Annotated in this window: 18 protein-coding genes; 8 read left to right on the top strand and 10 right to left on the bottom strand. The window is 39.0% G+C overall.

The window, feature by feature from the left end:
* The first annotated feature begins 3 nt into the window (after positions 1-3).
* The 3 genes from miaA (at position 4) to J655_RS08140 (ending at position 2,553) form a co-directional block, all read left to right on the top strand.
* The gene (gene miaA / locus J655_RS08150; RefSeq protein WP_032005515.1) at positions 4-948 is read left to right on the top strand and encodes a tRNA (adenosine(37)-N6)-dimethylallyltransferase MiaA; all 945 of its coding nucleotides are present in this window, start codon (positions 4-6) and stop codon (positions 946-948) included.
* 93 nt (positions 949-1,041) lie between these two features.
* The gene (hfq, locus tag J655_RS08145; protein ID WP_032052245.1) at positions 1,042-1,554 is read left to right on the top strand and encodes an RNA chaperone Hfq; all 513 of its coding nucleotides are present in this window, start codon (positions 1,042-1,044) and stop codon (positions 1,552-1,554) included.
* A 141-nt stretch (positions 1,555-1,695) separates the two neighbouring features.
* On the top strand, positions 1,696-2,553 hold the full coding sequence (locus tag J655_RS08140; RefSeq protein WP_032052244.1) for a DMT family transporter: 858 nt from the start codon (positions 1,696-1,698) through the stop codon (positions 2,551-2,553).
* Between the two features lie 39 nt (positions 2,554-2,592).
* Here the strand turns inward: J655_RS08140 and nfsB are convergent, their stop codons facing one another.
* Positions 2,593-3,246, bottom strand: a complete 654-nt coding sequence (gene nfsB / locus J655_RS08135) for an oxygen-insensitive NAD(P)H nitroreductase (RefSeq protein WP_014207095.1) — start codon at positions 3,244-3,246, stop codon at positions 2,593-2,595.
* Between the two features lie 137 nt (positions 3,247-3,383).
* Between nfsB and J655_RS0104255 the strand changes: the two genes are divergently transcribed.
* The gene (locus J655_RS0104255; protein ID WP_032005518.1) at positions 3,384-3,614 is read left to right on the top strand and encodes a hypothetical protein; all 231 of its coding nucleotides are present in this window, start codon (positions 3,384-3,386) and stop codon (positions 3,612-3,614) included.
* Between the two features lie 7 nt (positions 3,615-3,621).
* On the opposite strand, the gene J655_RS08130 is transcribed toward J655_RS0104255, so the two are convergent.
* Both J655_RS08130 and J655_RS08125 read right to left on the bottom strand, forming a co-directional pair.
* Positions 3,622-4,341 carry a UDP-2,3-diacylglucosamine diphosphatase gene (locus tag J655_RS08130; protein ID WP_032005520.1) on the bottom strand — a complete coding sequence of 240 codons (720 nt, stop codon included), beginning with the start codon at positions 4,339-4,341 and terminating at the stop codon, positions 3,622-3,624.
* A 15-nt stretch (positions 4,342-4,356) separates the two neighbouring features.
* Entirely contained in the window at positions 4,357-4,866 is a 510-nt protein-coding gene (locus J655_RS08125) for a peptidylprolyl isomerase (protein WP_002122280.1), read from the bottom strand.
* 167 nt (positions 4,867-5,033) lie between these two features.
* On the opposite strand from J655_RS08125, the gene J655_RS08120 reads away from it, so the two are divergent.
* Complete coding sequence (locus J655_RS08120) at positions 5,034-6,761, top strand: glutamine--tRNA ligase/YqeY domain fusion protein (protein ID WP_017385407.1); 1,728 nt, start codon at positions 5,034-5,036, stop codon at positions 6,759-6,761.
* Between the two features lie 425 nt (positions 6,762-7,186).
* On the opposite strand, the gene J655_RS08115 is transcribed toward J655_RS08120, so the two are convergent.
* From J655_RS08115 to J655_RS08095, 5 genes are all read right to left on the bottom strand, one after another.
* The gene (locus J655_RS08115; RefSeq protein WP_032005522.1) at positions 7,187-7,909 is read right to left on the bottom strand and encodes a glutamine amidotransferase; all 723 of its coding nucleotides are present in this window, start codon (positions 7,907-7,909) and stop codon (positions 7,187-7,189) included.
* Positions 7,910-8,075: 166 nt separating this feature from the next.
* Positions 8,076-8,891 carry an ethanolamine ammonia-lyase subunit EutC gene (gene eutC, locus J655_RS08110; RefSeq protein WP_032005524.1) on the bottom strand — a complete coding sequence of 272 codons (816 nt, stop codon included), beginning with the start codon at positions 8,889-8,891 and terminating at the stop codon, positions 8,076-8,078.
* 10 nt (positions 8,892-8,901) lie between these two features.
* Positions 8,902-10,287 carry an ethanolamine ammonia-lyase subunit EutB gene (locus J655_RS08105; protein WP_005046422.1) on the bottom strand — a complete coding sequence of 462 codons (1,386 nt, stop codon included), beginning with the start codon at positions 10,285-10,287 and terminating at the stop codon, positions 8,902-8,904.
* Between the two features lie 13 nt (positions 10,288-10,300).
* A complete protein-coding gene (gene eat / locus J655_RS08100) occupies positions 10,301-11,737 on the bottom strand; it encodes an ethanolamine permease (protein ID WP_032042657.1) in 1,437 nt (478 codons plus the stop codon).
* 220 nt (positions 11,738-11,957) lie between these two features.
* Positions 11,958-13,469 carry an aldehyde dehydrogenase family protein gene (locus J655_RS08095; RefSeq protein ID WP_002119354.1) on the bottom strand — a complete coding sequence of 504 codons (1,512 nt, stop codon included), beginning with the start codon at positions 13,467-13,469 and terminating at the stop codon, positions 11,958-11,960.
* Positions 13,470-13,611: 142 nt separating this feature from the next.
* Here J655_RS08095 and J655_RS08090 point away from each other — a divergent pair, with 142 nt between their 5' ends.
* Positions 13,612-14,802, top strand: coding sequence for a helix-turn-helix domain-containing protein (locus J655_RS08090; RefSeq protein ID WP_032005526.1), 1,191 nt, complete (start codon positions 13,612-13,614; stop codon positions 14,800-14,802).
* On the opposite strand, the gene J655_RS08085 is transcribed toward J655_RS08090, so the two are convergent.
* The gene (locus tag J655_RS08085; protein ID WP_032005528.1) at positions 14,799-15,767 is read right to left on the bottom strand and encodes an alpha/beta hydrolase; all 969 of its coding nucleotides are present in this window, start codon (positions 15,765-15,767) and stop codon (positions 14,799-14,801) included. The genes J655_RS08090 and J655_RS08085 overlap by 4 nt on opposite strands.
* 195 nt (positions 15,768-15,962) lie before the next feature.
* Positions 15,963-17,135: an iron-dependent methanol dehydrogenase gene (gene mdh, locus J655_RS08080; RefSeq protein ID WP_032005529.1), complete on the bottom strand. Its 1,173-nt coding sequence runs from the start codon at positions 17,133-17,135 to the stop codon at positions 15,963-15,965.
* 230 nt (positions 17,136-17,365) lie between these two features.
* On the opposite strand from mdh, the gene J655_RS08075 reads away from it, so the two are divergent.
* Both J655_RS08075 and J655_RS08070 read left to right on the top strand, forming a co-directional pair.
* Positions 17,366-19,078 carry an AAA family ATPase gene (locus tag J655_RS08075; protein ID WP_005073697.1) on the top strand — a complete coding sequence of 571 codons (1,713 nt, stop codon included), beginning with the start codon at positions 17,366-17,368 and terminating at the stop codon, positions 19,076-19,078.
* Between the two features lie 43 nt (positions 19,079-19,121).
* Entirely contained in the window at positions 19,122-19,481 is a 360-nt protein-coding gene (locus J655_RS08070; RefSeq protein ID WP_017480884.1) for a 5-carboxymethyl-2-hydroxymuconate Delta-isomerase, read from the top strand.
* The last annotated feature ends 21 nt before the right edge of the window (positions 19,482-19,502 follow it).

The following is a 19,502-nucleotide window of genomic DNA, read 5'->3' as shown; positions in this document are numbered from 1 at the left end:
TACATGTCAAATCAATTGCCCGTCATCAATTTAATGGGACCAACTGCGAGCGGAAAAACCGCTTTGGCATGTGAATTATACGAGCGTGGAAATTTTGAGCTAATTTCTGTTGATTCCGCTCTTGTCTATAAAGATATGGATATCGGCACGGCTAAACCAACTCGTGAAGAGCAAGAACTCTATCCTCATCATCTTATTGATATTATTACTCCTCTGGAAGTCTATTCAGCTGCTCAGTTTGTTGAAGATGCATGTAAATTGATTGATGAAATGCATTCACGTGGCAAAACTCCTATTTTAGTAGGAGGGACAATGTTATATTTTAAGGCATTGTTAGAAGGATTATCTGGTAATCTACCAAGTGCTGATGCTCAAGTTCGAGCTGCAATTGAAGAAAAAGCTCTAAATGAAGGATGGCAAGCAGTTTATGATGAGTTGGTTTCTGTAGACCCTGCTGCCGCTATAAAGTTTAATGTAACTGATAAGCAAAGAATTATTCGGGCACTGGAAGTTTATAAAATTACCGGTGAACCAATTACTAAATTGCAGGCAGAACAACCAAAAAACGTACCATATCGATACATATTTCATAACTACGCTTTACTTCCAGATCGGGTAGAATTACATCAACGCATTGAGCAAAGATTAAGCAAAATGTGGGATATCGGTTTTTTGAGTGAAGTTGAAGCTCTAATTGAAAAATACGATTTAGATGAAAATTTACCCTCAGTGCGTTCGGTGGGTTATCGACAAGCACTAGAATTTCTATTAAAAAGTGATCTAAGTCTCAAAAGTAAACGTGAAATGGAGGATAAAGCTTTATTTGCAACACGACAACTTGCCAAACGTCAATATACGTGGTTACGTTCTTTGCAAGAAATACACGATTTTAAAACTTACTTGACGATAAAGCAGGCGAAAGAAGACTTGCGAAACTCTTATGGATAAAGCAAAATTTGCACACTGTCTTTTTATAATTTTTAGTTGAAAAATAAAGATAGTTTTTTTGCGCTGATTTAAAAATTTTTTTTGGAGTTAAAAATGTCTAAAGGTCAAACTTTACAAGATCCGTTCTTAAATTCTCTCCGTAAAGAACGTATCCCTGTTTCTATTTTCCTTGTGAACGGTATTAAATTACAGGGTCATATTGAATCTTTTGACCAATATGTTGTTTTATTAAAAAATACTGTAAGTCAAATGGTTTACAAACACGCGATTTCAACTGTTGTTCCAGCACGTAACCCTCGTCCAGCAGGCGCTCAAGGTACAGGCTTCCCAGCACAAGGCGGCACTCAAGGCGGTTTTGGTGGTCAAGGTAGCGGCTTTGGCGGCGGTCAAGGCGGTGGCTTCGGTGGCGCTCAAGGTGGCTTCGGTGGCGCTCAAGGTGGCTTCGGTGGTCAAGGTGGCTTCGGTGGTCAAGGTGGCTTTGGTGGTCAAGGTGGCTTCGGTGGTCAAGGTGGCTTCGGTGGTCAAGGTGGTTTCGGTGGTCATCAAGGTGGTTTTGCCAACGATTCTAAATTTGAAGATGGTCAAGACGACGAAAATAATCGTTAATTGAAATCTTAAAAAGAAACCAGTCAGACAATGACTGGTTTTTTTATGTGTATTTAAAAGTTGATTCAGAATATTTAACTGGTCATGGAGAATGATTTGCCATGATGACTAATTTTATTTAAATAAATAGGGCTTTAATGAATGCTATTAATATTAGCTGCTGCTTTTAGCAGCGTCTTGGTATCTATCCTATTAAAAAATTTAAAGAGAAAAGGTTATCAACCACTACAAATGATTGCATGGAACTATGCAAGCGCAAGTCTTTTTTGTTTTTGGTGGTTTCAGCCTGATATTCAACATGTTTCAATACAACATACGCCTTGGTGGTTAATCTTTGCTTTAGGAATAATTTTACCTAGTATTTTTTTATGTCTTGCTAAATCATTAGAGTATGCAGGAATTGTGAGAACCGAACTTGCACAGCGTCTTTCAGTTGTTCTTTCTTTACTTGCGGCATATTTCTTTTTTCATGAACAATTTAATACCTTAAAACTGTGGGGTGTAGGCCTAGGGATTTCTGCGGTCTTACTCGTATTATTTGGGCAAATCAATTCTTCAGCAAATCACCAATCTCGAAAAGCGATCTTTGCTCTTTTAAGTGTATGGTGTGGTTATGCAGCAGTAGATATTCTCTTGAAATATACAAGTAGTTTAGGTCTGCAGTTTGCACTCACTTTAAATCTTATTTTTATTACTGCTTTTATATTGTCGATTTCATATTTATTGCTACAGAAGACTCAAAAGTGGCAGTTTAAAAGTACGATAGCTGGATTAATATTAGGAATACTCAATTTTTCAAATATTGCTTTATATGTAAAAGCTCATATTCTTTTAAAAGATTCTCCTGCAATTGTTTTTGCAAGCATGAATATTCTTGTTGTGTTATTGGGAATTTTAAGCGGAGTGATTTTATATAAAGAAAAATTAAAATGGCCTACCATTTTGGGGATTCTTTTAGGAATAAGTGGAGTAGTTTGTTTAGCTAGCGCAATGGCTTGATAGTTCAAGAGAATAGAATCTCTTGAACTATAGAGATTTTTATAAATATGTGAAAATCACTTCATCTGGCAGACGTGATTTAGGAAGCTTAGCATTAAAGTCATTTTCACTGCGGTAGCCTAGAGAAACAATCACAGAGCTTCGTAAGCCTTTTTCAGTTAACCCGAGCTCAGTATTTAGAACTTCTTCATCAAATCCACCCATTGGAGTTGCATCGATGCCTTCTAAGCCAGCAGCAAAGAGTAGCTGTCCTAAAGCAATGAATGTTTGATTTTCCATCCACCCGAATAAATTTTTCTGTTCATTTCGGTAGAACTCGACGTAGCCATGGCGAGTATCTTTTTGACCTAATTTTGCTTTTTCATCTTTAAAACGGCCACTTAAATCATCTTGCTCAAGTAGTTGATTTAAGTACTCAGATGTAATATCCGTTTTTGTACAGAATACAAGTGTATGTGATGACTCAAGCACTTTAGGAGCATTGTAAGCATACTTTCCTGTTAATGCTTTTGCGATTCGTTCTTTAGCTGCAAGATTATCTGCAACTACAAAGTGCCAAGGCTGAATATTTACTGAAGATGGGGTAAAACGTAAAATTTCTAATAATTTCTTAATTTTTTCTTGAGGAATTTTCTTTTCAGAATCATACGCTTTTGTTGTATAGCGACTTTTAACCGTATTTAATAAATCCATACTTTACTCCATATCAGTTTTATAGCAATTGAGAGAATTTAATCTTTGCCATCATACGCTATTTTATTTAAAAACATTTCCTGTGTAGTTTGATAAAGAAATATAATTTCATATAAAGTTTTAGTAATCTATTGAAAATGATTGATTTAATGCCAACAGATGCAAAGAGTAAGCTGCGGGAAATTAGAATTGTGAAAGCCTTTATCATTTTTGCATTTATTTTGAGTCTTTTGATTTTATACATTGAGTATCACAATCATGCACATATAAGCTGGAAATTTGTATTTATTGCCAGTATGTGTGCGATTTACAATTTTGATTTAAATAACAAAATTAAAGAATTGAAAGTTCAAATAAAAAGTGACTAATTTTTAGTTAATAATTCCAGATAATCAATTCAAGCTGTTGCGTATTTGAAGATGGATCAATTTCCAAAATATAAGCTTGATCTTCACGCCAATCGCCAAGAACAATTCGTTGTTTAGCTTCTACTTTATGAAGTGAAGGGCGATGGGTATGCCCATGAATCAGTATATCTGCATCTTCTAAAGCAGAAATAACGGCTTTTTTATTCACATCCATAATTTCATAGCTTTTTTGCTGTTTATCTGCGGAGCTTCTTTTTCGAAAGCCATTAACCAGTTTGGTACGAAAACTCAGTGGTGTACGGCGTAAAAGAGCAACTAAGAGCGGATTTCGAATAATCTTCTTAAATCTTTGATAAGAAATATCATCTGTACATAGGGCATCACCGTGTTCTAAACGGTACTGATGTCCAGCAATATTAAGATAATAAATGTCAGGTAGTAGTACTCCGTTAAATTTATTAAGGAAAACCTGATTTAAGGCAAAATCACGATTACCTACTTGGAAGTAAACCCGATTTCCTTTTTTGTTAAAGTCTTTTAATGCCTCAACAATTTCATCGAGCCATGGTGCTGAGTAATCATCGCCAATCCAAGCGTTAAACCAGTCACCTAAAATATAAAGCTGTGTTTGTTTATTTTGATAATGCACCAATAAATCTAAAAACCCTCGAACAAGTCGAGGGTGTTCAGGTGACAAGTGTAAATCAGAGATAAACAGATAAGTCACAGCTTATTCCTAAAATTATTCAGAAATAATTTTAGCAGATTCGATTACAACATTTTCTAAAGGAACGTCAGCGTGGTAACCACGGTTGCCAGTGCGAACACCTTTGATCGCTTCAACAACATCCATACCTTCAACAACTTTACCAAATACAGCATAACCCCAACCTTGAGCAGTTTTAGAGGTATGGTTTAAGAAAGAGTTATTTTTTACGTTAATGAAGAACTGTGCAGAAGCAGAGTGAGGTGCTTGAGTACGTGCCATAGCAATCGTACCAACATCATTGCTTAAACCGTTGTCAGCTTCGTTTTCGATAGAATCACGAGTTGCTTTTTCTTTGAAGTTTTCATCCATCCCGCCACCTTGGATCATGAAGCCATCAATGACACGGTGGAAAATAACGCCGTCATAAAAACCGTCACGTACATATTCTAAAAAGTTTGCTACTGTTTTTGGTGCTTTTTCAGTATTTAGTTCAAGAACAATACGACCTTTATTGGTGTTTAATTCGACTTGAGGAAAACTCATTACATTAATCTCCTAAACATGGGCTTATGACCATGGGTTTTTGGTTGAGAGAAGCATAAGCAAACTGTAAACTACAAGGCAAGTAAAAAACGTTAAAATCTTTGTGAAAAATGAAGATAGCGTTTAAATTTTTCGAAATTTATCTACAAAGAAGTGATTGATACACTATGAAGCCTAATGATGTTGTCTCGAGCCTGCCTAATAACCCGACACCGAATACTCATGCCTCTGTCGATTCTGCGCAGCAAGAACAACAGGCTGGCTTAGATTTTGTTCGCCAAGTCATTACTGATGATTTGGCTACGGGACGTGCAAAGCAGATCGTAACGCGTTTTCCACCAGAACCAAATGGTTATTTACATATTGGCCATGTAAAAGCGATTTGCTTAAACTTTGGTGTGGCTGAAGAATTTGATGGTTTGTGTAATTTGCGTTTTGACGATACAAACCCGGATGCTGAAGAACAAGAGTATGTTGATGGTATTGCTAACGATGTGAAATGGCTTGGTTTTAACTGGAATGGTGAACCACGCTATGCATCGGGTTATTTTGATCAATTATATGCATGGGCAGTTCAACTTATTGAACAAGGCGATGCATATGTAGATTTACAATCTCCAGAAGAAATTAAGTTAAACCGCGGTAGCTTTGTTGAACCAGGTAAAAACTCTCCATACCGTGATGCTTCTATTGAAGAGAATCTTGCTCGATTTGAAAAAATGCGTAGCGGTGAGTTTAAAGAGGGTGAAGCAGTTTTACGTGCCAAGATTGATATGGCAAGTACAAATGTACATATGCGTGATCCGATTTTATATCGCGTATTACATTCAGAGCATCACCAAACTGGCGATAAATGGAAAATCTACCCAATGTATGACTATGCTCATCCATTGTCTGATGCCATTGAAGGAATTACCCATTCGCTTTGTACATTAGAATTCCAAGATCACCGTCCGTTTTATGACTGGATTGTTGAAAAAGTAAAATCTAAAGCTGTTCCGCATCAATATGAATCTTCACGTTTAAACGTGGATTACACCATCACATCAAAACGTAAATTACGTAAATTGGTGGAAGGTGCGTATGTAAATGGTTGGGATGATCCACGTATGCCAACCGTAGTCGGTATGCGCCGTCGTGGTTTTACTCCTGAAGGTTTACGTGATTTTTGTAAGCGTGTAGGCGTGTCAAAAACTGATGGTATTGTTGATGTTGCAATGCTTGAGTTCTGTATTCGTCAATCTTTAGAAAATACTGCTGCGCGTGGTATGGCTGTTTTAAGTCCACTTAAAGTGACTTTAACTAATTTACCTGAAGATATGGATCTTACGCATGCTCGCCATCCTAATGTTGATATGGGTGATCGTGTGATTCCTTTAACTAAGGAAATCTATATTGATCGTAAAGATTTTGAAGAAGTACCGCCAAAAGGCTTTAAACGTTTAATTCCTGACGGTGAAGTGCGTTTACGCCATGCTTACGTGATTAAATGTGATGAAGTTATTAAAGATGCAAATGGTGAAGTGATTGAATTGAAATGTTCAATTGACCCTGAAACTCTAGGAAAGAATCCGGAAGGCCGTAAAGTTAAAGGCGTGATTCACTGGGTATCTGCGACTAAAGGGATTCCTGCTGAAGTGCGTATTTACGATCGTTTATTTACTGAAGCCGCACCTGATGCAGACGATGACTTCTTGGCAAATCTTAATCCTGAATCATTGAAAGTGGTACAAGCTGTCATTGAGCCAGCTTTGGCACAAGCGAATCCTGAAGATCGTTTCCAATTTGAGCGTGAAGGCTATTTTGTCGCTGATCAATATGATCATTCGCCAGAGAAACCGGTTTTCAACCGTATTCTCGATTTAAAAGATAGCTTCAAGCCTGAGAAAAAGTAAGAGATTGATTATCTCTTACTTTTTCGCAAGACGAACAATATGTTGTGAGTAAAAAGCAGATATAAAAAAGCCCAACTCAGTTGGGCTTTTTTTTAGATGTCTTCTCATATTTTCTTTTTCTTTATGATTAATATCCCTGGCAAATTAGCTTAGGTTGGATTAATCACATAAAAATAAAGAACCAAGATTATAAGGAGAATACATGAAAGCAATAAATAAGTATTGACCGTATTAAAGCTTTTAAGAAATTTCCAGATATCCATAGTAAATCAACGTATATTTTGTGTTACAAATTAATAATACACTGAAAATTTTATTAAATGTTTGTTAAAGGCGAATATAGCACTCTCTTTGTTTGAAAAATAAGCAAGCAATCATACCAAATGGTAAAATTTAATATTCGCGCACATTACAGTCTTTATAGTTTATCCACTATAACCAATTCTTTTTAAGAATCTTTGAATAACCTCAAATGCAGCATGTTCAAGTGCTTGAGCATATTGTAAGTTTTCTTCGCGAAGTTTCTGAATCGAAATCTTGGCATTACGAAGTTCACATGTATGGCCAATTAACCATTTCTCAAAATTTTCTTCTGTTGTTTCAATATGAAACTGCAATGCGAGAATATTATTTCCAACTTCAAATGCTTGATTGGTATAAATCTCTGAACTAGCTAATAACACCGCGTTTTCAGGGAGGTCGAAAGTATCGCCATGCCAATGTAGAACATGGACATTATTAAGCAAAGGAGATAACACCTGATTGGCACGTAGGCTTAAGCTCAGTGGTCCCCAACCAATTTCTTTTTGATGTCCTGCATATACTTTTGCGCCAAGCGCATGGGCAATCAGCTGCGCACCTAAGCAAATACCAAGTGTAGGTTTATCTGCTGCTAAACGTTGTTTGAGTAAAGCAATTTCATCTTTTAAAAATGGATAATCTTCAGTTTCATAAACCCCGATTGGACCACCTAAAATAATAATTAATCCATCGTGTGCAAAAGCAGCAGTTAAATCATCTACACCTGCTTCAAAATAACGGACGCGAAATCCGAGTTGATAAAAGACATCTTCTAATGAACCTAAGTCTTCGAAAGCAAGATGCTGAATGGCATAAATAGTTTTAGGGAAGGCGTTTGTTGTGTTCATACAAATGATTCATAGAAGATCAATAGGTGGAGTATAGCGATAAATATAAAGAAGAAAATATCTGTATAAATCGTCAATACCTGAAAATTGATATTTTTCGTTAAGATAATATTGTTATGCAAAGGATTATCTATTTTCCAATAAATCTCTTTGCATATTCCATTGCTTAAAATAATAGCTTTTGAGTTTCTTCAAAATCTATATTTGAAAGTTGATGCTCATCTTTTAGATTAACTCCTGAGAAACCAAGTTGTTTGGATTTTTTCATGAGTGCCATTAACCGTTGCACTGCAACTGGAATACTTAAGCCTGCTGAACGGACATTGGAAATACAATTACGTTTAGCATCGAGGCAGCCTGAATATGCATTCCATGTGTAGTAAATTCCCATACTATCAGGAGAGCTTAAACCAGGGCGCTCACCGATTAGCATCACAAGCATGGTTGCTTTAAAGATTTCTGCGACTTCATCGCCTAATGCAACCCGACTGCCTGTCGCAATTGTAATTGGTGCAAGGCTCCAGTTTTCTTGCTGAATTTGTTCATTCAGCATTGTAATGAATGAGATAGCATTCGCTTCAATCGCTCTTGCGGAGAGACCGTCACCGACCACAATACAAACATCATACTGTTGCGTGTTTTCTGCATACTTCTTAATTAAGGCTTCTTTTGATTGTTCTGAAAGCTGACGTCCTAAATCTGGACGTTTAAGATAAATTTCCTTATTAGGTGCATTACTTTGTACATGAAGACTTTGCAGCTGCCGTTGCGTTAATTGCTCCGAGAGGTAGGAAACATCCATCTCTTGATAAACCGCATCTTTTGCTTGCGCATGCGACAACTGGAACTCAAGTAAGGCACGTGTTGGAATGCTACAACCCGCACGGCCCAGAGCAATACGGGCATCAGTAAACTGTTTAAGTTTTTCCCACTGATCTTGATGGGTAGAGGATGGATATTCAATATCACGGTTCAGTTTCATGGCGTTCTCCCTAGTTCATGAGCAGACGAGAGAATTGGTCGGGCATGTGGTCTGCCCAACAGATTTGAGAGTTTTGTTGTTTAAAAATACCTTGCTGTTCAAGCCAAGCTGAAAACTCAGGAGCGGGTTTTAAACCGAGGAGTTGTCTTAAATAGAGGGCATCATGGAATGATGTTGTTTGATAGTTGAGCATGACATCGTCTGAACCCGGAATCCCCATTATAAAGTTAATGCCAGCGGCACCAAATAGAGTAAGGAGAACATCCATATCATTTTGGTCGGCATCAGCATGATTGGTATAGCAAATGTCGCAGCCCATTGGCACGCCAAGCAACTTACCGCAGAAGTGATCTTCTAGTCCCGCACGTATAATTTGTTTACCGTTAAAAAGGTATTCAGGACCAATAAAACCAACGACTGTATTCACTAAAAGCGGATTATATTTACGGGCGACTGCATAAGCGCGAGTTTCTAATGTTTGTTGGTCCACTCCGTGATGTGCATTGCTGGATAGGGCACTGCCTTGACCCGTTTCAAAGTACATGACGTTTTGTCCAATGGTTCCGCGCTTGAGTGCAAGTGTGGCTTCATATCCTTCTTGTAGTAAATCGAGTGAAATTCCAAATCCTTCGTTTGCTAGCTGGGTACCAGCGATTGATTGGAACATTAAATCAATTGGCACATTTTTTTCAGCAAGTTGAATGCCTGAGCTGATATGTGTGAGAACACAAGATTGTGTTGGAATCTGATATTCCTGAATGACATGATCAAGTAATTTTAGTAGCTCTGACAAATTATGAAGATTATCTGTGGCGGGGTTAATGCCAATTACGGCATCACCATTGCCATACATTAAACCATCTAAAATACTGGCAGAAATACCGAGCACATCATCGGTCGGGTGATTGGGTTGTAAACGGGTAGAAAGATGACCTTTTAAACCGATTGTGTTGCGAAATTGGGTGACCACTTCGCATTTGCTGGCGACATAAATCAAATCTTGATTGCGCATAATTTTGCTGACTGCAGCCACCATTTCTGGAGTTAAACCTGATGCTAAAGCTTTTAAGCTTTGAGCAGTGGCTTCTTCACCAAGTAACCAATTTCGAAAATCGCCTACTGTAAAGTGTGAAATAGGGGCAAAGGCTGCCAGATCATGTTCATCAATAATTAAACGGGTAATCTCATCAGTTTCATAATCGACCACAACCTCATTTAAAAAAGTTTTAAGCGGTACATCGGCCAAAGTCATTTGTGCCGCAACATGTTCGGTTGCATCTCTGGCAGCTACACCTGCTAACTCATCGCCTGAACGTAACGGTGTAGCTTTTGCCATCAAGGTCTTCAAGTCAGCAAAGTGATACTGTTGATTGGCGACAATATTGCGATAACTCATAGTTGAATCCTTTTTATAGTTCTTGTTCTGCGGCTTTAATATTTGCAAACTCTTCTTCTGGTGTACCTTTCACTAAATGATAACGGCTATAGAATAAAAAGTAAGCAATAAATACGATATAAATAGCGGCAGCAATAAACCAAACTTTCGGATTAACAACAAAGCCTGCGACCACAGCAGCGACTGCTAAAATCAGTGCAATGCTTGAAGTGAAGATTCCTCCAGGAGTTTTATAAGGACGAGGCATGTCGGGTTTAGATAGGCGTAGTTTGATGTGAGATAAAAGAATCAATACATAGGAAATGGTGGCACCAAAAACAGCGATTAAAATGAGTGAATCACCTTCTTTGGTGAGTGAAAGCAAGAACCCGATAATACCTGGAATAATAATTGCGAGATAAGGGGCTTTATTTTTATTGGTTAAAGAGAGTGAAGTAGGTAAGTAACCAGCACGAGAGAGTGCAAAAATTTGACGCGAATAGGCATAGATAATTGAAAAGAAACTCGCGATTAAACCTGCTAAACCAACAAAGTTAACAAAAGTCGCAAGCCAAGTATTAGTGCCATACACTTTAACCAGAGCATCGACGAGGGGAGCGCCAGAGTTTTGTAAAGTACTTGCACCCGCTGCACCTGCACCTAAGAATAAAATGAGCATGGCAAAGGCCGTTAAGATGAGCATTGCTCCGATTAAACTGCGTGGCAGGGATTTTGCTGGATCTTTTGCTTCTTCGGCGGCTAATGGCACACCTTCAACTGCAAGGAAAAACCAGATTGCAAAGGGAACTGCGGCCCAGATGCCTAAATAGCCATGAGGTAGAAAACGACTTGCACCAGCTGCTGTGCCAACTGGAATATCAAATAAATTTTGTGCATTAAAGTGTGGAATCATTGCCATAATAAACACAACCAGGGCAACAGCAGCGACAAGCGTAATTGCGAACATGATTTTTAAGGCTTCGCCGGCACCTTTTAGATGTATGCCCATAAAAATGGCATAGCAGGCGAGGTAAATCACCCAGCCATTAATACCAAATAGAGATTCGCAATAACCGCCAATAAATACGGCAATCGCCGCAGGAGCAATTGCGTATTCAATTAAAATAGCTGTTCCTGTTAAATAGCCTCCAAAAGGACCAAAAGCAGCACGCGCAAAACTATAACCGCCGCCTGCTGTCGGCATCATGGTGGACATTTCTGACATAGAAAGACATAGACATAGGTACATGATTGCAGCGAGTGCAGTGGCAATAAACATCCCACCCCAACCACCTTGGGCTATGCCGAAGTTCCAGCCAGCAAAATCACCCGATATCACATAAGCTACGCCTAAACCAATCAGGAGTAACCAACCAACCGTACCTTGTTTGAGTTGACGCTGAGCAAAATATTCTGCTGACGAGACTTCCGTCTTTGAGGAAATAACGGAAGCTGTTTCTGGTTGATTCATACAATACTCCTGCGAGTGGGTTTGTATGAATCAATGCAAAAGCAATGCCTAAATGAAGCACTTTAGAGAGTAGATGGAGCTTTTTTATTCTAAATGATAAAAATTCAAGCTTAACAATCGGAAATAAAGAAGCCAGCAATCTAAATTACTGGCTTCTTATATAATTAATTATCTTACTTCTTTCTAGTGTTGATAGTTTGGTATCAACTTGGTGCGAAACTTAGAAGAAGCCCATTGGTTTAGTTGAATAACTCACTAACAAGTTTTTAGTTTGTTGATAATGATCTAGCATCATTTTATGGTTTTCACGGCCAATACCAGACTTCTTGTAGCCACCAAATGCAGCATGTGCAGGGTAGATGTTGTAGCAGTTTGTCCAAACACGGCCAGCTTCAATAGCACGACCTGCACGATACGAAATGTGAGCTGAACGTGACCATACACCTGCACCTAAACCATACATGGTGTCATTGGCAATTTTAATTGCATCGTCAAAGTCTTTGAATGTTGTCACAGCAAGTACAGGTCCAAAAATTTCTTCTTGGAAAACTTGCATGCCATTGTGACCTTTAAAAATAGTCGGATCGACATAGTAACCATCGCCTACTTCTTTACGGCCGCTACCGCCAAGTAATAGCTCTGCACCTTCTTCACGACCAGTGTTAATACAACGTAAGATTTTCTCTTGTTGTTGCAAAGATGCTTGTGCGCCAATCATCGTTTCAGTATCAAGTGGATGACCAGTTTTAATACGTTTTACACGCTCGACAGCCATCTCTAAGAACTGATCAGCAATGCTTTCTTGTACTAAAGCACGAGAAGGGCAAGTACATACTTCACCTTGGTTTAAGGCAAACATAGCAAAACCTTCAAGCGTTTTTTCTAAGAAGTCGTCTTCTTTATCCATGATATCTTCGAAGAAAAGGTTTGGTGACTTACCGCCAAGTTCTAAAGTGACTGGAATAATATTTTCAGTCGCATATTGCATTACCATTTGTCCAGTTTGGGTTGAACCTGTGAATGCGATTTTTGCAATACGTGGGTTGGTAGCTAACGGGCGGCCGACTTCTGAACCGAAACCATTGACAATATTAAGTACACCCGGCGGTAAAATGTCTTGGATGAGTTCAGCCACCAACAAAATACCCACTGGAGTTTGTTCAGCTGGCTTAATCACAACACAGTTACCTGCTGCTAAAGCAGGTGCAAGTTTCCATGCTGCCATCAAAATTGGGAAGTTCCATGGAATAATTTGACCAACTACACCGAGTGGTTCATGGAAATGATAAGCAATGGTATCTTCATCAATTTCAGAGATTCCGCCTTCTTGAGCACGAATACATCCAGCGAAATAACGGAAATGGTCGATCGCGAGCGGAAGGTCAGCTGCTAAAGTTTCACGAACTGCTTTACCGTTATCCCAAGTTTCTGCAACCGCAAGCATTTCAAGATTTGCTTCTAAACGATCGGCAATTTTTAAAAGTATATTTGAGCGTACTGTTGGTGATGCTTTATTCCATGTTGCTTTCGCTTTATGTGCTGCATCTAGAGCGAGTTCAATATCTTCGGCACTAGAGCGTGGAATACGTGTGAAAGCTTTTCCATCAACAGGAGATACATTATCAAAATATGCACCCTTTATAGGTGCCACCCATTCACCGCCAATAAAATTTTCATATTGTGATTTAAATTGAACTTTTGAGCCTGGTTGATTTGGATCGATATAGCGCATATAAATATTCCTTTGCTTTTTAGGACTAAAGACTAACAAGAACCCTGTCAGTAGGTACTTTCGTACTTTGTATAATTAGGATATAAAGAAGAAGGTTGGAGAAAGGTTGGAATAGAAATGTGGATATATAAGGAATTTACAAATGTTCACAAAAAAGGATTTATTGCAGCAACGGACGTTGATTGATCAACTGCGCACGCAAAATAGTCTCTCTCCTCAGAACGCTGCCAAACTCGGCCAAAGTATTGCAAGCTCGTGGGAACGATCGGCTTCTGCCGCGATTCCTAAAGAGCGTTTTGCTGCTCCATTAGTCGAGAAAAAAACTGCTTCACAAAATGCTTTAGATATGGCTTTAAGCCAATGTGCCGATGACTTACGTCATATTGCAGAGCAATCTTCAATGGTAATTGCTGTCGGTGATATTGGCAGTACGATTATCTGGACGGCACCAAGTGCTCAAATGCAAAGTGCTGCTGAGCGTGTACATTTCGTACAAGGTGGTCAGTGGCGTGAAGAATTTGTGGGCACCAATGCCTTGGCTTTATCTTTAAAAACTCAACAATCAAGCTGTGTTTTTTCAAATGAACATTATATGGAATCGATTCATGAGTGGGTTTGCTATGCCGCACCGATTATCGATCCATACTCAAAACAAACCCTTGGTGTCGTTGATTTATCAACCACTTGGAAGAACCATAATAGTTTAGGAATTCTGGCCGCTGAACGTTGTGCATCCATTATTCAGTCTGCTTTGTTAGAGCAGCAGCGCCAGCAATTACATATTCGTGCATTTTCGACACCGCAAGTTAAATTTAATGGCAAAAGTTTATTATTAACGCCGCGTCAAATTGAAATTTTAACCATATTGGCACTATGTCCGCATGGTTTAACTTTAGAGCATCTTTATCAGGCGCTCTATGGCGAACGTAAAGTAAGCATGGGCACACTTAAAGCTGAAATGTCTCAACTACGAGATATTTTGGGTGGTTTACTTGGTTCTCGTCCATATCGTTTACTTGTACATGTAGAGGCCGATTTTTTACAAGCGGAACAAGCACTCGATGCGGGATATGCGGCCTCTGCTTTAAAGCTTTACACAGGTGTATTTCTGGCAAAAACTGAAAGTCCGTTTTTGTGTGCATGGCGCGATTGCCTTGAGTCACGCTTGAGCGATGCGATTTTTAAAACTCAAGAAACAGATTTATTACTTAAGCATTTAGCTCATTTCCCTGAAGCAATTGATGCGGTAGAACGCCTTATGGAGCTCTTACCGAGTGAACATCCTGCGCATCAACTGCTGGTGAAATACCTTGACTCACCTAAGCTTAGTTAAGTAATTTTTTGATCCAGCCACTGGAACAATTGTTGATAGACTTGTTCTCGTACTGGCTGGGCCGAAAGGACTAAGTCATGTAATCCATTGTGAATAGAGACAACCGAGACATCACCTTTAATTTTTTTACCATGTTTTTCAATGTCATTAACATCTAAAATCACGTCACTTTGAGTTGCATCTGGTCCCCATTTTTTTGGGTTTTTAGTTTGATGCGAATGCATAATCAGTGCGGGAACGTTCAGTTTAACCCCACGGTGAATCTCTTTTTGTGCCGTATGAATCGCATGTACAAAGCTGAGCTGAACTGTAGGGGCAGAGGTTGGTTTCCAGTCAAGGTTAAACTCCCATTCACCTTTGAGCTGCTTGTGAAGACTGGTGGTGTACCATTTGTTTAATTGGCTTGGAAATTTAACTTTTGGTAGATATTTTCCTACTCGACTGAGCATTGGAATACCAAATTTCTTTTCAACTAGACTTAAATTAAAGTCGTAAAACGGACTATTTGCCCATAGCGCTTTAATAAGAGGATGATCTGGATGATGGGCAGCATAAAGCGTTGCTGTCAAACCACCAGTTGAATGCCCTGCGAGTAAAACCTGAGTGTGTTGCTCTTCGCCAATAATCTGTAATGCTTGAGTAATTTCGGCGTTGTATTCATTTAAATCAAGCACATTATAGAAAATTTGATGAGGCAGCTTTGAGCGGCCATATTTTCTTAAATCAAGTGCATAGAAGTCATAACCATGAGCATTGAATTGCTCAGCCATTTCGGTTTGAAAGAAATAATCTAAAAAACCATGAATATACAGCACGGCTTTTTGAGTAGATTGAGCGGCTTTTTTACGCACTAAGGTTGCTACAACTTTCCCTTCATAATCATCAGGAAAACTAAGTGTGAGCTGTTCGTAACCTGTGCCTAAAATATCTGGAACATAAGTTTGATTAGCTAAAGATGTATTCATTTTTATCGAGCTATTGTAATTAAGACATGCAGAGTATCCTTCAATGAAATGGGTGAATTGTCAATTAGGTTTGGAAAAGGTTGGAGTATAGATTCTAAAAAAAGGGAATACCGCTGGAGCTAAGTATTCCCCAAAAAAGTAAGTCAACGGTCGGAGGGATTTGACTTACTAGAGGGATATGCCATTACATCAGTATTAAAGTGCTGCTTTGAAAATCTCTACAACTTGTGCATGATTTGCTTTACGAGGGTTGGTGAGCATACATGCATCTTTTTGAGCATTATCGGCCATCACCGCAAGGTCTTCAGTTTTTACACCAAGCTCGGTTAAGCCAGATGGAATACCAATTGATGAAGACAGTTTACGAATGGCCTCAATTGCAGCATACGCAGCTTCCATCACTGTTAATCCGTGAGTTCTTACACCCATTAACTCTGCGATTTTTGCGTAACGATCTGGGCAAGCAATTAAGTTAAATTCACAAACGTGTGGTAACAAGATTGCATTACATACACCGTGCGGTAGGTTGTAGAAACCGCCTAACTGGTGCGCCATTGCGTGAACATAACCTAAAGATGCATTGTTAAATGCCATGCCAGCCAAATATTGTGCATAGCTCATCGCATCACGCGCTTCAATGTTTTCACCATTTGCGACAGCAGGTTGTAACCACTGGCTAATCATCGTAATCGCTTTTTCTGCACACGCATCAGTAATTGGGTTTGCCGCCGTAGAAACATATGCTTCAACTGCATGGGTTAATGCATCCATACCTGTTGCAGCGGTTAAACCAGCCGGTTTTGCAATCATGAGTTTCGGATCATCGATCGCGATAAGTGGAGTACAACGCCAGTCAACAATCGCCATTTTTACGTGAGTATCAGTATTGGTAATAATACAGAAACGAGTCATTTCAGATGCCGTACCAGCCGTTGTATTCACTGCAATCAATGGCGTCATTGGTACTTTACTTTTATCGATGCCTTCGTAGTCACGAATATGACCACCACCCGCAGTGACTAAACCAATCCCTTTTGCACAGTCGTGAGATGAACCGCCACCTAAAGACACAATAAAGTCACAGCCATTGTCGTTATAGGCATTTACGCCATTATGAACATTAATATCGGTTGGGTTAGGTTCTGCGCCTGGGAATATATGGCTTGCAACGCCTGCTTCAGTTAAATAGTTTGCGATAAGATCTGCAACACCAAATTTAAATAAGCCTTCATCGGTCACAATTAATGCTTTTTTTGCGCCGAGGTTTTGTGCCTTTGTACCAATTTCTTTAGCACATCCTGGTCCAAAGAGTGATACGCATGGAATATAAAAACCGTTTGTTTGATCTGCAATATTTTTAAAAGCCATGGAGTGATTCCTTCTTCCATAAATCCATTGTTTGTTATTACAGGTGAGCCTCACCATGGCCTTAGTATTGTGATGTGAAGTTTATTTTCCTACCTACCAAAAACCTACCAAATATTATTTTGTTTTTAATTATTGATTTATATGTGCTTTTTAGAAAGTTTGGCACATTCATTTAAATTTTTCGGGAAAATCGTTAAGCTATGGGCTGTTGAAGATGTACATATGAGATTATGAAACAGGAAACTGCGCTTAAACTGCTTAAAGCAGGTGAAAATGTCTTTTTAACCGGTTCGGCTGGTGCAGGGAAAACCTATACACTTAATCAGTACATCCAATACTTAAAAGCACGTAAAGTGCCTGTGGCAATTACGGCATCTACAGGTATTGCAGCAACACATATGAACGGTATGACCATTCATACCTGGGCTGGCATTGGCATTAAAGATCTGTTAACTGACGACGATCTAAAACGCATGAAAGAGCGTAAATATCTCAAGGAACACCTTGAAAATGCGCAAGTTCTTGTAATTGATGAAATCTCGATGCTACATGCGAAGCAGCTCAATCTGGTCAATCAAGTCCTAAAATATTTTAAAGAAAGCGACGAAGCATTCGGTGGTATTCAAGTCATTGTGGCTGGAGATTTCTTCCAGTTGCCGCCTGTAGGACGTAATGGTGAAGCCAATCGTGACAAGTTCTGCTTTATGTCAGATGCATGGGTCGAAGCCAAATTCCGCGTATGTTATTTAACAGAACAACACCGTCAAGATGATGAAATTCTGAATCAGATTTTAAACGCTATTCGCGCGCAAAATATTCAAGCAGATCATTTGCAAGCACTGCGTCAATCACGAGCACATGATATTGGTGAGACCTTTACTCGTCTTTATACACACAATATGGATGTCGATAACATCAACTATCAGCACTTAAATGAAATTGATAATGAAGGGCATCAATTCAATGCTGTTTTAGATGGTAATGAAAAGTTATTAGAAACTTTAAAATCTTCAGTGCGTGCGCCAGAAGAACTCACACTTAAAAAGCATGCCAAAGTCATGTTTGTAAAAAATAACTTTGATATGGGCTATATCAACGGAAGTTTGGGTGAAGTCATCGGCTTTGAGGAAGATGACGAAAATGGCTTACTGCCGAAAGTAAAACTGACTGATGGCACGACTTTGCTGGTTGCTCCTGAAACTTGGTCCGTTGAAAATGAAGCAGGCAAAGTGATTGCAAGTTTTCAGCAAATTCCGCTTCGTTTAGCGTGGGCGATTACTATTCATAAAAGCCAAGGGATGACTTTAGAAGCCGCTGAAATTAACCTCATGAACACCTTTGAAAAAGGTCAGGGTTATGTTGCATTGTCGCGCTTAAAATCTTTAACTGGGTTAAAGCTATTAGGGATTAACGAGCAAGCTTTAGAGTTAGATAGTTTAGCTGTCAAAGCCGATCGCCGTTTCCAAGAGCTTTCAAAAGAAGCCGAAGATAACTTTGCAGATGTAGATTTAACGGCTCAACATAAAGCATTTATTCGTCACTGTGGCGGCACGTTGAATGAAACTGAGATTTCTCGTAATGAGAAGAAACTCGCAAAAGGTGGCAAGCAAAATTATGCTACGGCAACTTTAGATGAGACACGTGTGCTGTTTGAAGAAGGCTATGAGATTGAAGACATCGCGCATGAACGTGGTTTAACCCCAGCGACGATTATTAATCATTTGGCTCGACTGCATAAAGAGCAAAAGCTGGATATTTCGGTTGCCCATCCGGGTGAAGAGGTGGTCGAAGAAATTCGTAAAATTTATAAGAAGCTGAAAAAGCGTCAAAATCCAGATCATTTTTCTGATGATGGTTCGATCAAACTAAGACCAATTGTTGAAGCAACCAGCCCTCGAATGGGATATGATCAGGTCCGATTAGCTTTATTATTTATTGAATAAAGTTTAATTCGCTTAATGACTTATTATATAAATTGAGGTGGCTATGCCGCACGTTGTAGTTGATTATTCAGAAAATTTAACTGGATTAAACGCAAAACAATTACTTGAAGAAATTAATACCACACTGATTGAAACAGAGCTATTTAGTCCAGAAGACATTAAAAGCCGTGCGCGTAAAGATGATGTTTTCCTCATAGGTTTGGGAGCTGATCAAGCCTATATTCATGTAAAAGCCTACATTTTGTCGGGAAGAACGGCTGAACAAAAACAGCTTATGGGTGAGCAGTTATTAGCGGCGCTTAGTAATAAAAAATATCTACAACAAGAGTTTAATAAAGAAATTCAATTGTGCGTTGAGCTTGTCGATATGCCAAGAGAAGATTATTTCAAGCAAGTTGTATAACACTAAAAAGCGCAATTTCGA

The organism is Acinetobacter sp. 1294243, assembly GCF_000588015.1.
GTDB classification, from domain to species: Bacteria; Pseudomonadota; Gammaproteobacteria; order Pseudomonadales; family Moraxellaceae; genus Acinetobacter; species Acinetobacter pittii.
This window is presented reverse-complemented; position numbering and strand designations above follow the sequence as displayed.

What these genes read in the sequence shown, in the direction of transcription:
- J655_RS08070 (WP_017480884.1), top strand. Translation starts at nt 19,122, where the DNA reads ATGCCGCACGTTGTAGTTGATTATTCAGAAAATTTAACTGGATTAAAC.
- J655_RS08125 (WP_002122280.1), bottom strand. Translation starts at nt 4,866, where the DNA reads ATGAGTTTTCCTCAAGTCGAATTAAACACCAATAAAGGTCGTATTGTT.
- miaA (WP_032005515.1), top strand. Translation starts at nt 4, where the DNA reads ATGTCAAATCAATTGCCCGTCATCAATTTAATGGGACCAACTGCGAGC.
- eat (WP_032042657.1), bottom strand. Translation starts at nt 11,737, where the DNA reads ATGAATCAACCAGAAACAGCTTCCGTTATTTCCTCAAAGACGGAAGTC.
- J655_RS08090 (WP_032005526.1), top strand. Translation starts at nt 13,612, where the DNA reads ATGTTCACAAAAAAGGATTTATTGCAGCAACGGACGTTGATTGATCAA.
- nfsB (WP_014207095.1), bottom strand. Translation starts at nt 3,246, where the DNA reads ATGGATTTATTAAATACGGTTAAAAGTCGCTATACAACAAAAGCGTAT.
- J655_RS08075 (WP_005073697.1), top strand. Translation starts at nt 17,366, where the DNA reads ATGAAACAGGAAACTGCGCTTAAACTGCTTAAAGCAGGTGAAAATGTC.
- eutC (WP_032005524.1), bottom strand. Translation starts at nt 8,891, where the DNA reads ATGAAACTGAACCGTGATATTGAATATCCATCCTCTACCCATCAAGAT.
- J655_RS08095 (WP_002119354.1), bottom strand. Translation starts at nt 13,469, where the DNA reads ATGCGCTATATCGATCCAAATCAACCAGGCTCAAAAGTTCAATTTAAA.
- J655_RS0104255 (WP_032005518.1), top strand. Translation starts at nt 3,384, where the DNA reads ATGATTGATTTAATGCCAACAGATGCAAAGAGTAAGCTGCGGGAAATT.
- J655_RS08120 (WP_017385407.1), top strand. Translation starts at nt 5,034, where the DNA reads ATGAAGCCTAATGATGTTGTCTCGAGCCTGCCTAATAACCCGACACCG.
- J655_RS08115 (WP_032005522.1), bottom strand. Translation starts at nt 7,909, where the DNA reads ATGAACACAACAAACGCCTTCCCTAAAACTATTTATGCCATTCAGCAT.
- J655_RS08140 (WP_032052244.1), top strand. Translation starts at nt 1,696, where the DNA reads ATGCTATTAATATTAGCTGCTGCTTTTAGCAGCGTCTTGGTATCTATC.
- hfq (WP_032052245.1), top strand. Translation starts at nt 1,042, where the DNA reads ATGTCTAAAGGTCAAACTTTACAAGATCCGTTCTTAAATTCTCTCCGT.
- J655_RS08105 (WP_005046422.1), bottom strand. Translation starts at nt 10,287, where the DNA reads ATGAGTTATCGCAATATTGTCGCCAATCAACAGTATCACTTTGCTGAC.
- mdh (WP_032005529.1), bottom strand. Translation starts at nt 17,135, where the DNA reads ATGGCTTTTAAAAATATTGCAGATCAAACAAACGGTTTTTATATTCCA.
- J655_RS08085 (WP_032005528.1), bottom strand. Translation starts at nt 15,767, where the DNA reads ATGAATACATCTTTAGCTAATCAAACTTATGTTCCAGATATTTTAGGC.